Genomic DNA, 15,644 nt, shown 5'->3' on the forward strand with positions numbered 1-15,644 from the left:
CGTCGGACATGACCCGGCGACACGCAACACAGGAGGCAACAGGACATGGCACGTGCTGTCGGTATCGACCTCGGCACCACGAACTCGGTGGTGGCCGTGCTCGAGGGCGGCGACCCCACGGTGATCGCCAACGCCGAGGGCTCGCGCACCACCCCGTCGGTGGTGGCGTTCGCCCGCAACGGCGAGGTGCTCGTCGGGCAGCCGGCGAAGAACCAGGCCGTCACCAACGTCGACCGGACCATCCGCTCGGTCAAGCGCCACATGGGCGAGAGCGACTGGACGACGTCGATCGACGACAAGAAGTACACCCCGCAGGAGATCAGCGCCCGCACGCTGATGAAGCTGAAGCGCGACGCCGAGGCGTACCTGGGCGACGAGGTGACCGAGGCGGTCATCACGGTCCCCGCGTACTTCAACGACTCACAGCGGCAGGCCACCAAGGAGGCCGGCCAGATCGCGGGCCTCGACGTCCTGCGCATCGTCAACGAGCCGACTGCGGCCGCGCTGGCCTACGGGCTCGACAAGGGCGAGAAGGAACAGACCATCCTCGTCTTCGACCTCGGTGGCGGCACGTTCGACGTCTCGCTGCTGGAGATCGGCGACGGTGTCGTCGAGGTCCGCGCGACCTCGGGTGACAACAACCTCGGTGGTGACGACTGGGACCAGCGCATCGTCGACTGGCTCGTCGACAAGTTCAAGGCGCAGAACGGCATCGACCTGACCAAGGACAAGATGGCCCTGCAGCGCCTGCGCGAGGCCGCGGAGAAGGCGAAGATCGAGCTGTCCAGCGGACAGAGCACCTCGATCAACCTGCCGTACATCACGGTCGACGCCGAGAAGAACCCGCTCTTCCTCGACGAGCAGCTGTCGCGCAGCGAGTTCCAGAAGATCACCTCGGATCTGCTCGAGCGCACCCGCGCCCCGTTCCAGGCGGTCATCAAGGACGCGGGCATCTCCGTCGGCGACATCGACCACGTCGTGCTCGTCGGTGGCTCGACCCGTATGCCGGCCGTCTCCGACCTGGTGAAGGAGCTGACCGGTGGTCGCGAGCCCAACAAGGGCGTGAACCCGGACGAGGTCGTCGCCGTCGGCGCGGCCCTGCAGGCCGGTGTCCTGCGCGGTGAGGTCAAGGACGTGCTCCTGCTCGACGTGACCCCGCTGAGCCTGGGCATCGAGACCAAGGGCGGCGTGATGCACAAGCTGATCGAGCGCAACACCACGATCCCGACCAAGCGCAGCGAGACCTACACGACGGCCGAGGACAACCAGCCGTCGGTGCAGATCCAGGTGTATCAGGGTGAGCGCGAGATCGCCTCGCACAACAAGCTGCTCGGCTCGTTCGAGCTGGCCGGCATCGCCCCTGCGCCGCAGGGTGTCCCGCAGATCGAGGTGACCTTCGACATCGACGCAAACGGCATCGTGCACGTCACCGCGAAGGACAAGGGCACCGGCAAGGAGAACACGATCCGCATCCAGGACGGCTCGGGCCTGAGCAAGGACGAGATCGACCGGATGATCAAGGACGCCGAGGCCCACGCAGACGAGGACCGCAAGCGCCGCGAGGAGGCCGAGACCCGCAACCAGGCGGAGTCGCTGGTCAACCAGACGGAGAAGTTCCTCAAGGAGAACGAGGACAAGGTCCCGGCCGAGGCGAAGCAGAAGGTGGAGTCCGCCATCTCCGAGGCGAACGAGGCGCTCAAGGGCACCGACCTCGCCGCGATCAAGACCGCGGTGGAGAAGCTGTCGACCGAGTCGCAGGCCCTCGGGCAGGCGATCTACGCCAACGCCTCGGCGGATGCCGGTGCGGCCCAGGGCGGTCCGTCCGCGGGTGGCGCCGACGACGTCGTCGACGCGGAGGTCGTGGACGAGTCCGACGACGGTGAGAAGAAGTGACCGGACAGGGACCGGGCACGCCCGAGGAGCCGGTGACCGTGACCGATCGGCGCCGCATCGACCCCGAGACGGGGGAGGTGCGGGCCGACGCGGCCGCCGACGTCCCCACGGACGTGGACCCGGGTCGGACCCCGGACACCGCGGACGGTGACGTGACCGTCGACCCAGACGGAGCCGACGAGGCCGTCGGGGCGGACGCCGCGGCGACCGAGGCGGATCCCGCTGCCGTGCAGTCGGAGAAGGAGGCCGAGTTGTTGGCCGACCTGCAGCGTCTGCAAGCCGAGTACGCCAACTACCGGCGCCGCGCCGACCGTGAACGGCAGGGTGCCGTCGAGACGGGGAAGGCCACGCTCATCAGCGCGCTGCTCCCGGTGCTCGACGACCTCGACCGGGCCCGCGCGCACGGTGACCTCGAGTCGGGGCCGCTGAAGGGTGTGGCCGACAAGATCGCCGACACCCTGAAGAGCCAGGGCCTCACCGCCTTCGGTTCCGAGGGCGACGCGTTCGATCCCGCTCTGCACGAGGCCGTCCAGCACGACGGCGACGGTGCCGAGCCGGTGATCGGCCAGGTGTACCGCCAGGGTTACCGCCTCGGCGAGCGCCTGCTGCGGACCGCGATGGTGACCGTCACCGACGCGTCCTGACACGACACGACGCCGACCCCGTGACGACCGTCTGCCTGCGACAATGGCGGAGGTCGGCACGGGGTCGGCGCGATCGGTGCCGACCCGGCACCGACACCCACGATTTCGATCCACACAGACTTCGATCCACACAGACAAGGAGGTGACGCCCGATGGCTCCCCAACGGGAATGGTTGGAACAGGACTTCTACAAGGACCTGGGCGTCGCTTCGGACGCCTCGGCCGACGAGATCAAGAAGGCCTACCGCAAACTCGCGCGTGAGCTCCACCCCGACGCCAATCCGGGTGACGCGGCCGCCGAGGCACGGTTCAAGCGCGTCTCGGAGGCGCACAGCGTCCTGGGCGACCCCGCCAAGCGCAGGGAGTACGACGAGACCCGGCGCATGTTCGCCGGCGGGGCCTTCCGCGGCAACGGCGGCGCGAACGGCTTCCCGGGCGGATACACCCGCACCACCGACTTCGGTGGCGGCGGTTTCGACGTCAGCGACCTCTTCGGGGGCGGCGGTGCCGGTGGCGGCGCCGACATCGGCGACCTGTTCGGCGGCCTCTTCAACCGCGCGCCGCGCACGTCGACGCGCCCCAAGCGCGGCAACGACCTCGAAGCCGAGACGACGCTCGCCTTCCGGGACGCGGCCCGCGGCACGACGGTGTCGCTGTCGCTGACGTCCCCGTCGCCCTGCACCACCTGCCACGGCAGCGGCGCCAAGCCGGGCACCAGCCCACGGGTCTGTCCGACCTGCAACGGCGCCGGCGTCGTCAGCCGCAACCAGGGTCACTTCGGTTTCAGCGAACCCTGCCAGGACTGCCAGGGCACCGGGTCGAAGATCGACGAGCCGTGCCCGGACTGCGCCGGCAACGGCGTCACCGTGCGGACCCGCACGATCAACGTGCGGATCCCGGTCGGCGTCGAGGACGGCCAGCGCATCCGCCTGGCCGGACAGGGTGAGGCCGGTCTGCGCGGTGCACCGTCCGGCGATCTCTACGTCACCGTGCACGTCAGCCCGGACCCGGTGTTCACCCGGTCGGGCAACGACCTCAAGGTCGAGCTGCCGGTCAGCTTCGGCGAGATCATGTTGGGCGCGACGGTGTCCGTGCCGACACTCGACGGCACCGTGGGTCTGAAGATCCCGCCGAACACCGCCGACGGCCGGACCCTGCGCGTGCGCGGTCGCGGCGTGCCGAAGCGGTCGGGCGGGGCCGGGGACCTGTTCGTGACCGTGAAGGTCGCCGTGCCGAGCTCCCTCGGACCCGAGGCGCTGGCGAAACTGCGGGAGTACGCCGACGCCGAACGCGCCGACGGGTTCCGCCCACGGGAGGGATGGGGTGATCAGTGATGCCGGGCAAGAACCGTGACGAACGGCCCACGGACGGTGCCACGTTCATGATCTCGGTGGCGGCCGAACTCGCGGGCATGCACGCGCAGACCCTGCGCACCTACGACCGCCTCGGCCTCGTGCGTCCCCAGCGCGCGGCCGGTGGCGGACGCCGCTACTCGCAGCGCGACGTCGACCTGCTCCGTGAGGTGCAACGACTCTCGCAGGACGAGGGCGTCAACCTCGAGGGCATCAAACGCATCATCGACCTGACCAACCACGTCGACGCGCTGTCGGCGCGGGTCCGCGAACTCGAGGCCGAGCTCGCCGCCGCGCGGTCCGACACGCGTCGTCGCCACGGTGGGGAACTGGTGCCCGTGCCCCGGACGAGCGCGCTCGTCGTCTGGCAGCCGCGCCGGAGACGCACGGACAGCTAGATCTTCGCGAACTCGTCGGGCAGAGGGCCCGGGCGTCCCAAGAGAAACCCCTGTGCCAGTTCGCCGCCACACTCGACGATGCCTGCGAGTTCTGCCTCGGTCTCCACCCCCTCGAACGAACACAGCGTGCCAGTCTCCCGCGCGAAGCCGACCATCGCGCGCGCGATCGCCTGTCGGACGGGGTCGGCTTCGATACCGCGCGCGAACGTCGCGTCGAGCTTGATGAGATCGGGCTGCACCGTGAGGATCTGCCGGAGTCCGGCGTGGCCGGTCCCCACGTCGTCGAGAGCAACGCGCAGCGATGCGCTCCTCAGTTCGATCAGCGCCATGTGCACCGCATCACCGACCTCCACGGCCGTTCCCTCCGTGATCTCGACGATGACCGATCGGCCCGGGTTGTTCGCGAAGCATTCGCGGACCTCCGGGGCGAGAAGTGACCCCGGGGACACGTTGACGCACACGAACACCTCCGCCGGGAGTCCCGCGGTCTCGGCCAGCGCCCGGCCGATGGCCGCGGCCTCGAGGGTCGGGGAGAGGCCGAGCTCGGCAGCGGCTCGGAACCAGGCGTCGGGCGGGCCACCGTGATCGAATCGCGAGAGGGCCTCGTACCCGACGACGACCTCGTCGGAACATCGGCGGATCGGCTGGTAGGCGATGGCCGGTCCGCCGTTGTCGATGACGTCGCGTACTGCCCGCGCGTCGATCTCGTCGGTGTGTAGCGGCCGCGGTGAAGTGTCCACGGGAATGTCCTGGGTGATGTGCGCGGGCCGTCTGACCGCATCAGGACGGCGCGGCTCCGGAGGGGGTGACAACCGGTCCGGCCTCTGCGCGCGAAGGCGCTGTCGTGGACAAGCTGAGGGCGCCCGGAGCTTGCATCAGGAACGCCGCGTGGAAGGGATTCCCCGCAGGTTTGCGGCTAGAAATCCGACCTTACAGAATGCTTGCCGAGTGTTCCAGATCGTGGATCAGTCCGACGCAGAGCCGTAGCCGGCCGCGCGCAACATGGACAGCAGCTCCGATCGCGACTGCGCGCCCAGACGTCGCCGGATGCGGGCGACGTGGTGCTCGACCGTCTTCGCCGAGATGAACAGGGCCGCACCGATCTCACGGTAGGTCTCGCCGAGGACGAGTCGCTCGGCGACCTCGGCTTCACGCTCGGACAGTGCGGAGCCACCCTGACCACCGTCGGCGGCCGGTCCGGCGGTCCCGATGGTGCGGGCGGTCTGCAGCAGCGCCGTCGCCGCGCGGGTGTCCCCGATGCGCAGCGCGCCCTCCGCGGCCAGTCGGGCCCCGTCGAAGGCGTGTCCCCACACCTGCAGCTCCGTCGCGGCGGTGTGGATCTGGTTCTCCGACAGGGGTGGGGCGTCCGGGACGTCGTCGCCCTGCAGGACGCGCAGCCACACACGGCCCGCGCGGGCGAGCACGGCGGCGTAGGGAGTGCTCTCCGCGGCGACACCGAGGGCGCGCGCATGCGGGACGAGCGCGTCGGGTCGGTCGCCGAGGATGGCCGCCTGCACCCCGAACCAGTGCCATGCGGTCGCCCAGACGGGCGGGTCGTCGAGCGCGCCGAGCAGGCGGCCGACCTCGTCGACGAGATGGCTCATGCGACCGGCGTCGCCGACACGTACTGCGGCGAGCCACAACTCGCCCAGGGGGAGCAGGGCGAACAGGTCGACCTCGGCCTCGGCGACCGTCGTCTGCGCTGCCCGCCACGCGGCGCCGAGCGTCCCGGTGTCGCCGCGTCGGCGCGCGACGCCGACCGCGAGAGCGTGGGCCAGCAGGAGATCGCGGTGATGGACCGGCGTGACGGCACCGACGATGTCCGCGGCGTCGGCCAGGTCGCCGCCGGCCATGGCGATCCACGCCTCGAGCAGTCGGGACCGGACGGACGGGGTCGGGCGATCGAGACCCGCGCGGTCCACGACGGACCGTGCTCCGCGGAGGTCGCCGCTGTGGATGTGCAGGAGCACCGCGACGTCGGCGGCGTCCTCCACGGTGATGCCCGCGTCCGAGCGCAGCGACATCGATCGCAGCACCGATCCGACGGCGGTCGCGGCGGTCGCCTCGAGCGATGCGACGACGCCCTCGGCCAGGAGCGAGTCCGCGGCGTTGTCGGTGGTCGGCGGGGCCGAGCGGGCCGCGGCGGCGAACTCCGCCGCGGCGGTGCGGTCCCCCGCAGCGAGCAACGCGACCACCCCGACCGCGGCCTGCGACCCGGCGCGGTCGGCACCCAGCCATCGGAACAGTTGCGCGGCACGCGAGTACGTCCCGCGTCGGGCGGCGACCGCCGCACCGATCCGCACCCCCAGCGCGACGACGCCGTCGTCGGTGGAGGCGAGCGACTCGTCGGCGACACGGGTGGCGACGGTCAGGTCGTCGGTCTCCAGGGCGGCACGGGCGAGTTCGGGATCCACGACCGCGTGGGGCGCGCCGGCCGCGCGTGCGGCCGACCACACCGCCATGCGCCGATGTCCGGTCGCGTCGCGGGCGGCGTCGACGAGCAGGGCCGCCAGCTCGGGATGGCTGATACCCGACTGCGCGGCGGCGATCGCCCCGTCGACGGTGAGGGTGTCGTGCGCCAACCGGATCCGCACGACCGCCTCACGGACCGCGGTGATCTGATGTGCGCCGACGACGGCGGCCAGAGGGGACACCGCGGCGGCGAGGAAGCCGTCGGAGTCGCCGAGGAACCCCGACGCGCGTGCGGCGTCGATCAGCGATCGCGCCGTGTCGTCGTCGACCTCGCAGATCGCCGCGACGGTGTCCGGGTCGAGCGTGGCGCCTGCCCCCGCGATAGCGAGGGTGCGCAACACCTGGCGGTCGAGGCGTCGCAGGGTCTGGTGGTGGCGTGCCCCGATCGCGGCGGTGGCGAGGTCGGCGAGGACGCGCTGGTCGGTCTCGTCCGGATGTGCCGCGACCGCCGCGAGGCCCGCGTCGACGGCGGCGCGGTTCCCGCCCGATGCGCGGACGACCGCCGCGGCGGCACCGGTGAGCAGGCGACGACGGGATCGTTCCACGACGCCGGGCGTCGTCAACGGCGCGAGGAAGACGACGCGGCCGCGAGCCGCGATCGCGCCGAGGAGTTCGTGCAGCGGGCGCCGGTGGTCGAGGGCCCGACCGCCGACCACCACCGTGATGTCGCTGCGCGACACCAGGTTCGCGAGACGGAGCAGGGACGCGTCGTCCAGCGTGTGGACGTCGTCGACGACGGCGACGCTGCCCGCATCGGGATCCGCGGGCAGGCCCCGGACCAGTCGCGACGGGTCGTCGCCGGCGGCGGCCGTCGCGACCGCGGTGATCACCGCGGAGGTGCCCGAGCCGGCCACACCGAAGACGCCGTAGGCGCAGGGATGTCCCGCCGACGCGGTCGCGTCGACGACGAGCGACCGTGCGTCGGGCATGCCGGCGAGGTCCGGCGCCGGTGGACGCAGACCGGCCGTCGTCACTGGCCGAGCAACCCGCCGACCGCGCTCCCGACCCCGCCGACCGTGTCGCGGGCGCCCCCGACGATGGCGCCGGGCACGTTGGTGACGCCGCCGAGGTTCGGCGGTGTGTAGGTGTAGGTCGGGACGGTCGGGAGCTTCACGCCACCACCGGTCTCCGGCGGGGTGTAGCTGCCACCGGTGCCACCGCCGGAGGATGTCCCACCGCCGGAGGCGGTCCCGCCACCGCTGCTGGTGCCGCCACCCGACGAGGTCCCGCCGGACGACGTGCCACCGCCGGTGGAGGTGCCACCACCGGTCGATCCCGACCCGGCCTGCGAACCGCCACCGCCGGACTGGGCGCCGCCGCCGGTCGCGGCGCCACCGGAACCGGTCGAGCCGGATCCGGAGCTCTGCTGCGGAGCCTGTCGGCCCGCGGTCGAACCGCTTTGCCCGGCCGCGCCGGTGGGGTTCGCGGCCGAGGGCGCACCGGACGCGGCGGGTGCGCCCGTCGAGGCCGAGGGCGCGGTGGACGGGGTCGACGGTGTGGTCGTCGAACTCGCGGGCTCCTGGGTCAGGGCGGTGCCCAACGACAGGCCCCCTGCGGTCAGCGCCGCGATGGCGACGGCCGCGCCACCGATGATGGCGAGCCGCTTGGTGCGACCCATGGTGGTCTTCTCGACGACGGTGGTCCGCGGTGCGGGTGCGACGCGGGCCGAGCGCGCGGCCGCGAGCTCGGAGGTGGCCGCCGCGGCGTTCGCGGGCATCGCGTCGAGCGCGGCAGAGGCGGACGCGATCTCGGACGCCAGCACCGCCGCCCCGAACGCCGACGTGGTCGTCGGGTCCGCGTCGGCGACGACGGGCACACGCAACGCACCCGACAGGACCTCGCTGATGAGCGGGATGGCTGCGCCGCCGCCGGTCAACACGACCGCCGACAGGTCGCGCAGCGTGTGGCCGCCGGCCGCGACGGTCTCGCGGAGCAGCGTCAGCGACGCCAGGATCGGCTCGCGCAGCAGGTCCTCGACCTCGTCGCGGACCAGACGGATGTCGGTGTGGACCCCCGGGAGGTCGACGCTGACGACGGTGTCGGTCTCCGAGGACAGTGCCTCCTTCGCCCGGGCGCACCGCTCACGCAGCTGCTCGAGAGCGGCGATCGTCGCGGGATCGAACGGGTCCGTGGAGTCGGCCGCGTCGACGGAGTCCATGACGTGCGCGAGCAGGAGCTGGTCGAACGCGGCACCGCTGATGTCGTCGGAGTGCTGCGGCCGACCCAACACCTGCGACGCCTCACCGGTGCGGACGAGCGTGATGTCGAGCGACGACCCGCCGAGGTCGTAGACGGCCACGAGACCGGAACCCGACGGCGACTCGTCGGCCGACGGCGCCGAGTGGGCGCCGTGCGAGGCAGCGGGGGCGGTGAACACCTCCCCGCGCATGGCCTCGGCGGCGGCGACCGCGGCGATCGCCTCGGGCACGACGGTCAGGTCGGGGAGTCCGTGGGCGTCGGCGGCGGCGCGCAGGGCGTCGACCGTGTAGGCCTGCCACCCGTTGGGGCACGCGACGACGACGGCGTCCGGGTCGACACCCGTCTCGGCGACGATCCCGGCGAGAGCGATGGCGTAAAGGTCCTCGCCGCTGAACTGGCGGCCGTCGTCGGCGACCAGCGCGACGGGATCGCCGACGCGGGCCGTGAAGCCGTCCAGCGTGGATGCGGTGCCGGCGGAGCCCGCCGTGGCCAGCGCCGGCTCCCGGCCGGGGGCGACCTCGAGCGCGGTCCGGCGGACCAGGGCGTCGTAGGTGCCCGACGGGGTGGTGCTGACGGCGACCGACGTTGTGGTCCCGACGGTGATCCCGAGTGCGGTGGGCATGGGCGCTGCTCCTCTTGCGGTTGGCGTCGCAGGCGTTGTCGTCATCAAACACCCGTTCGTTACCCCACGTCATCGCTGTGACGGGGAAAGTCGGGTCGATCCCCCATCCCCCTAACGGCCCCCGGGGATCCCCTAACGCCCCCCACCCCCGACGAAGGGGGATCGTCCCCGTTCCCCGGTGACCCCCGGCGGACCTAGCGTCATCTCTCGACACCGGTGGTCCATCCCCCCGGTACGCCGGAGTCACACCCCACGGAGCCCACTCCCCACCTCCCCCCCTCGGGGAGCGGGCCCCAACATCTTGAGGAGTCCCGATGCCCACGAACGCAGTTCTCGACTTCATCCTGAACCTGCTGCGCGATGACAAGGCGGCCGCCGCATACATGGCGGACCCCCAGTGCGCGCTGAACAACGCCGGCCTGAGCAACCTGTGCCATGCCGACATCGCCGCAGCCGCGCCGCTCGTGGCCGACTCGGGTCTGTTCCCGGGTGGCTCCCGACTGCCCCAGATCGTCAACGCCGGGGCGATCCCCGCGGCGGGCGGGATCGGCGGCGGCCTGGGCGGCATCGGTGGCGGCATCGGCGGGATCGGTGGCGGTGTCGCCGTCGGCGGGATCGGCCTGGGCGGCATCTCGCTCGGCGGGTTCAGCCTCGGTGGCATCAACCTCGGCGGACTCGGTGGCATCAACATCGGCGGTCTCGGGGGCATCAACCTGGGCGGGCTCGGGGGCATCAACCTCAGCGGCATCGCCTTCCCGTCGCTCACCCTGGGCGACATCGGACTCGGCATCGGCGGGCTCACTCTCGGCGGGATCAACCTCGGCAACCTCGTCGACCTCAACCTCTCCAACCTGATCGGCCTCGGCCTGGGCAACGTCGGGGTCGGCCTGGGTGACCTGGCCCTGGGCGCGCAGCTCTCGGCGGTCCTGGCCGCCGCGCTCGCCGGCGCCGTGCAGCTGGGCGGCGACATCGCGCTCGGCCTGGGTGCGGCCTTCGGCGCGTTCGTCGACGCGGTCCTGGCCCTCGGCGGGGACATCGCCGCGGTCCTCGGCATCGACGGACTCCTCGATCTCGGCGCGACCGTCGCCGGGGTCTTCACCGGTGGCCTCGGTCTCGCCGCCGGACTCGGCGCGCAGCTCGCCGGGACCATCAACGCCGCCGTCGACGCCGCCGGCGGCATCGGTGCGGTCATCGCCGGCAGCGGCGCCGCGACGGTCGGAGCCGCGCTCGGTGGCGCCCTCGGTGTCGGTGGTGCGCTCGCGGCGAACGCGGGCGCAGCTCTCGGCGTCGCCCTCGGTGGCGTCCTCGGTGCCGGTGGCGCCCTGACCGCCGACCTCGCGGCCGCGCTGGCCGGAGGCCTCGGCCTCGGTGGCTCGCTGGCCGCCGTGCTCGGCGGCGCACTCGGTGTCGGTGCCGACCTGGGAGCGGGCGTCGTCGCCGGACTCTCCGGCGCGCTCGGTGCGGCTCTCGGTGTCACCGGCGGGCTCGCGGGGACCCTGGCCGGGTTGCTCGACGCCTCGGTGATCGCCGGTCTCGCCGGTGACCTCACCGCCACCCTCCAGACCGCTCTCGGCGGGGTCCTCGCCGCCGGCGGTGCCCTGGCGGGCGACCTCGGGCTCGCTCTCGGTGCCACCCTCGGCGCGGTCGCCGGACTCGGCGGAGCCCTGGACCTCGCGGGCGTCCTCGGTGCCGGCGGCGCCCTGTCGGCCGCCCTCACCGGCGCGCTGGGCCTCGGTGGCGGCGTCACCGCCGCCCTCGCCGGTGCCCTCGACGCCGCGCTCTCGGCCGCCGGCGGACTCGATCTGGCGGCGATCCTCGCCGGGGGTGGCGATCTCGGCCTCGCACTCGGCACGGCGCTGTCGGGTGTCCTCGCGGCCGGCGGCGGTGTCGCCGGCAACCTCGGACTCGCGCTCGGCAGCGTCCTCGGCGTCGCCCTCGGTGGCGGCGCAGCCCTGACCGGCGCCCTCGGCGCCCAGCTCGCCGGCCTCCTCGCCGGCGGCGTGGGCCTGGGCGCCGCGCTCGGGACCGTGCTCGGTGGTGCCCTGGACCTGGGTGCGGGCGCCGCGCTGCTCGGCACCGTGACCGGCGACCTCTCCGCACTGCTGGGCGGCTCGCTCGCCGCGGTGCTCTCCGCCGGCGGCGTCCTGCCGGCAACCCTGTCCGCCGTGCTCGACTCCACGCTGTCCACGCAGCTCGCCACCGCCCTCGGCGGTGTCCTCGCCGCCGGTGGCGTCATCGGTGCCGACCTCGGCGCCGCGCTGGGCGGCACGCTGACGGCACTCGTCGGCGCGGGTGGCGCGCTGACCGCGGGTCTCGGCGGTGCGCTGGGCCTCGGTGGCCAGCTCGCGGCCGCGCTCGGCGGCGCGCTCGGACTGGACGGCGCGATCGTCACCCAGCTGGGTGCCGCGCTGACCACCGCCCTCGGAGGCGGACTCGACCTCGCGGGTGTGCTCGCCGGGACGACGAACCTCGGCGCGATCCTCGCCGGTGCCCTGGGCGCCGGCGGAACCGTGGCCGCGGGTCTCGGTGCGTCGCTCGGGACGGCATTGGGGGCCGCCCTGACCGGTGGTCTCGGTGCCCAGCTGGCGGGTCTGCTCGCCGGCGGCGTCGGACTGCAGGGTGCGCTCGCGACCGTCTTCGACGGCGTCCTCGGCCTCGGTGCCGCGACCGGTCTCGCGGCCGACCTGAGCGGAGCGTTGAGCGCCGCCCTGGGCGCCGGTGGCGTCCTCGGCGCCGACCTGGGTGCGCTGCTGAACGGTGGCCTGGCCGGCCAGCTGTCGACGGCTCTCGGCGCTGCGCTCGCCGGCGGCGGGTCGGTGGCCGCGGGCCTCGGCGCCGCGCTGGCCCCGGTCCTCGGTGTGGCCGCCGGACTCGGCGGCGTCGTCGTGGTCGACCCGACCGTCGCCGCGAACCTCGGTGGCACCCTCGCCGCCGGCCTCGGCGCCGCGCTCGGCGTCGACGGCACCGTGATCGGCGCCCTCGGCGCCTCCTTGAACTCGCTGCTCGCCGGCAGTCTGGACCCCACGACCCTGCTGTCGGCGAGCAGCGATCTCACCGCGATCCTGTCCGGGGCGCTCGCCGCGGGCGGACCGCTCGCGGCCGGCCTGGGCGCGTCGCTCGGCGCCGTCCTCGGTGCCGGACTGTCGGGTGCGCTCGGCGCCCAGCTGGCGGGCTTGCTCGCCGGCGGCGCGGACCTCTCGACCGCCCTGACCACGGTGCTGGGCGCGGCGACCGGCCTCGGTGCCGGACTGGGGCTCGGTGGGGCCCTCGGCCTCCCCGACCTCGGCGCGGCTCTGACCGCTGCGCTCGCGGGTGGCGGACTGGGCGCCGCCGACCTCACCGCCGCGCTCGGCGGTGTCCTCGACGCCGGAGCCGGACTGCAGTCCACGCTGTCGGCGGCCCTCGGGTCGTCGCTCACTGCGGGCGGCGCCGTCGCCGGCCAGCTCGGCGCGACTCTCGGTGGCGCGCTCACGGCACTGGTCGCGGCCGGTGGCGGCCTGGGCGGTGCGCTCGGTGCCGGTGGCGCCCTCGCCGCTGCCCTGGGTGGGGCGCTCGGATTGGACGGCGCGATCGTCACCCAGCTCGGTGCCGCGCTCGACGGTGCCCTCGGTGGCGGACTCGACCTCGCGGGTGTGCTCGCGGGCTCGACCGACCTCGGCGCGATCCTCGCCGGGACCCTGGGTGCCGGCGGGACCGTCGCCGGTGACCTCGGTGCGTCGCTCGGCACCGCCCTGGGGGCCGCCCTGAACGGCGCCCTCGGTGCTCAGCTGGCGGGCCTGCTCGCCGGCGGAGTCGGACTGCAGGGTGCACTGGCCACCGTTCTCGGCGGTGCGTTGGGCCTCGACGGTGGTCTGGGCCTCGGCGCGGTGACCGGACTCGCGGCCGACCTGGGTGGCGCGTTGACCGCGGCGTTGGGCGCGGGTGGCGTGTTCGACACGAATCTCGCTGCGCTGTTGAACGGCGGCCTGAGCGGGCAGCTGTCCGGAGCGCTCGGGACGGCCCTCGCAGGTGGCGGATCGCTCGCCGCGGGCCTCGGTGCCGCTCTCGCGCCGGTCCTCGGTGTGGCCGCCGGACTCGGCAGCACCGTCGTGATCGACCCGACCATCGTCGCGAACCTCGGTGGCACCCTCGCCACCGGCCTCGGAGCCGCCCTCGGCATCGACGGCACCGCGATCGGCGCCCTCGGCGCCTCCTTGAACTCGCTGCTCGCCGGCAGTCTGGACCCCACGACCCTGCTGTCGGCGAGCAGCGACCTCACCACCGTCCTCTCGGGCGCACTGGCTGCGGGCGGACCGCTCGCGGCCGGCCTGGGCGCGTCGCTCGGCGCCGTCCTCGGTTCCGGGCTGTCGGGTGCGCTCGGCGCTCAGCTGGCGGGCCTGCTCGCCGGCGGTGCCGACCTGTCCGGCGCCCTGACCACCGTCCTCGGTGCCGCGACCGGCCTCGGCGCCGGGGTGGGCCTCGGTGGCGGACTGGCGGGCGGTCTCGGCGGGGCCCTCGGGCTCGCCGGTGGACTGGGAATCCCGGACATCGGCGCCGCGCTGACCGGTGCTCTCGCGGCGGGCGGCCTCGGCGCCGCCGACCTCGGTGCAGCGCTCGGCGGTGTCCTCGGAGCCGGTGCCGGACTGCAGACCACGCTGTCGGCGGCCCTCGGGTCGTCGCTGGCGGCGGGCGGAGACGTCGCCGGCCAGCTCGGTGCGGCTCTGGGCGGCCTGGCGGCCGGCGGACTCGACCTCGGCGGCGCGCTCGGTGTCGGCGGTGCGATCGACCCCGTCGCGCTGGGCGGTCAGATCGCCTCCGGCCTGACCGGCGCCCTGGACGTCGACCCGGCCCTGACCGGTCAGCTCGGCGCAGCCCTCGGTGGCGCGCTCGCCCTCGATCCCGGATCGCTCGGCGGTGCCGCGGGCATCGGTGGCGCGCTCTCGGCGGCACTGTCGGCCGGCGGACCCATCGCGGGTGCGGTCGGTGCCGGCCTGGGCGCGGTCCTCGGCGGCGCGATCGTCGCCGACGGTGGGTCGCAGCTCATCGCGCAGCTCGGCGCGGGTGCCGGACTCGGTGCGGCGCTCGCCGGCACCGTGACCAACGCCCTCGCGGTCGACGGCCAGCTCGGCGCGCAGCTGGGTGCGGCACTGTCCGGTGCCATCTCCGGCGCGCCGGTGCTCGGTCTGCCGGATCTGGGCGGCGCGCTGCCGAACCTGGGTCTGCCCGATCTGGGTGGGCTGCCCGGCCTGCCCGGTCTCGGTCTGCCCGACCTGCCGGCACCGACCATCCCGACGCCGGGTGTCCCCGACCTCGGTGGTGCCCTCGGCGGCCTCATCGGCGGACTGACCCCGGAGCTGCCGTCCGGCGGCGACATCGTCGGCCCGATCGTGAACGGCCCGGACATCATCGGCCCGGTGCTCAGCGGCCCCGACATCATCGGCCCGGTGTTCAGCGGCCCCGACATCGTCGGCCCGGTGTTCAACGGCCCGAACGTGATCGGACCGGTCTTCACCGGCCCCAACATCGTGGGTCCCGAGTTCCACGGTCCGAACATCATCGGCCCGTCGGGTTCCGGCCCGGACATCATCGGGCCCTCGGGCTCCGGACCGAACATCATCGGACCGTCGGGATCGGGACCCCACCTCGTCGGACCCTCGGGCTCCGGTCCGGACTTCAGCGTCCTGCCGGGCACCGGTGCCGGCACCAACGCGGTCGCGCCGTCGGCGACGTCGGGTGACCCCGCTGCCACCACCCAGCACAGCAACCCGTTCCCGGACACCTCGACCTCGTCGCACAGCGGCTGGTCGGGCCTGAACCCCGACAGCACGTTCGGCGGGACCTCGGGCGGGTCGGACCTCTCCAGCGGGCTGCACAACGGCCTGACGAGCGGTCTGCAGGGCGGTCTCGGCGACGTGACCGGCGGCCTGACCGGCGGCGGCCACGTCGACCCGTCGGCCGGCACCCACCACACGGACATCGGCCACGGCTGATCCCCTCCGGCCGGACGCGACGCCCGTCGGGTCCGGCCCCACAGAGCCGGTCACGGCCGCGACGACGGTTGCCCCGAACTGCCGTCTCGAGGCCC

8 protein-coding genes are annotated in these 15,644 nt (G+C 73.9%); 5 read left to right on the forward strand and 3 right to left on the reverse strand.

All coding sequences use genetic code 11. The features are described 5' to 3' along the window. Positions 1-45 precede the first annotated feature (45 nt). From dnaK to LX12_RS13845, 4 genes are all read left to right on the forward strand, one after another. Positions 46-1,893 (forward strand): molecular chaperone DnaK, encoded by a 1,848-nt coding sequence (gene dnaK / locus LX12_RS13830; protein ID WP_253655165.1) that lies wholly within the window; start codon positions 46-48, stop codon positions 1,891-1,893. Continuing rightward, on the forward strand, positions 1,890-2,537 hold the full coding sequence (grpE, locus tag LX12_RS13835; protein ID WP_253655166.1) for a nucleotide exchange factor GrpE: 648 nt from the start codon (positions 1,890-1,892) through the stop codon (positions 2,535-2,537). Before dnaK ends, grpE begins: the two co-directional genes overlap by 4 nt. A 152-nt stretch (positions 2,538-2,689) precedes the next feature. Then, the gene (gene dnaJ, locus LX12_RS13840) at positions 2,690-3,871 is read left to right on the forward strand and encodes a molecular chaperone DnaJ (RefSeq protein WP_253655167.1); all 1,182 of its coding nucleotides are present in this window, start codon (positions 2,690-2,692) and stop codon (positions 3,869-3,871) included. Further along, a complete protein-coding gene (locus LX12_RS13845) occupies positions 3,871-4,287 on the forward strand; it encodes a heat shock protein transcriptional repressor HspR (RefSeq protein ID WP_253655168.1) in 417 nt (138 codons plus the stop codon). Before dnaJ ends, LX12_RS13845 begins: the two co-directional genes overlap by 1 nt. On the opposite strand, the gene LX12_RS13850 is transcribed toward LX12_RS13845, so the two are convergent. The 3 genes from LX12_RS13850 to LX12_RS13860 form a co-directional block, all read right to left on the reverse strand. Then, positions 4,284-5,027 (reverse strand): EAL domain-containing protein, encoded by a 744-nt coding sequence (locus LX12_RS13850; RefSeq protein ID WP_253655169.1) that lies wholly within the window; start codon positions 5,025-5,027, stop codon positions 4,284-4,286. The genes LX12_RS13845 and LX12_RS13850 overlap by 4 nt on opposite strands. Positions 5,028-5,252: 225 nt before the next feature. After that, entirely contained in the window at positions 5,253-7,733 is a 2,481-nt protein-coding gene (locus LX12_RS22270; protein WP_253655170.1) for a LuxR C-terminal-related transcriptional regulator, read from the reverse strand. After that, positions 7,730-9,580, reverse strand: coding sequence for an Hsp70 family protein (locus LX12_RS13860; protein ID WP_253655171.1), 1,851 nt, complete (start codon positions 9,578-9,580; stop codon positions 7,730-7,732). The genes LX12_RS22270 and LX12_RS13860 overlap by 4 nt, the downstream gene beginning before the upstream one ends. Positions 9,581-9,894: 314 nt before the next feature. On the opposite strand from LX12_RS13860, the gene LX12_RS13865 reads away from it, so the two are divergent. After that, complete coding sequence (locus LX12_RS13865) at positions 9,895-15,549, forward strand: IniB N-terminal domain-containing protein (protein ID WP_253655172.1); 5,655 nt, start codon at positions 9,895-9,897, stop codon at positions 15,547-15,549. The last annotated feature ends 95 nt before the right edge of the window (positions 15,550-15,644 follow it).

Origin of the sequence: Williamsia serinedens (assembly GCF_024171725.1) — a bacterium.
In the GTDB taxonomy this organism is placed as follows: Bacteria; Actinomycetota; Actinomycetes; order Mycobacteriales; family Mycobacteriaceae; genus Williamsia_A; species Williamsia_A serinedens.

Bases quoted from the DNA above. Each gene is read 5' to 3' on its own strand.
- LX12_RS13845 (WP_253655168.1), top strand. From the start codon at position 3,871: ATGCCGGGCAAGAACCGTGACGAACGGCCCACGGACGGTGCCACGTTC.
- LX12_RS13860 (WP_253655171.1), bottom strand. From the start codon at position 9,580: ATGCCCACCGCACTCGGGATCACCGTCGGGACCACAACGTCGGTCGCC.
- LX12_RS13865 (WP_253655172.1), top strand. From the start codon at position 9,895: ATGCCCACGAACGCAGTTCTCGACTTCATCCTGAACCTGCTGCGCGAT.
- dnaK (WP_253655165.1), top strand. From the start codon at position 46: ATGGCACGTGCTGTCGGTATCGACCTCGGCACCACGAACTCGGTGGTG.
- dnaJ (WP_253655167.1), top strand. From the start codon at position 2,690: ATGGCTCCCCAACGGGAATGGTTGGAACAGGACTTCTACAAGGACCTG.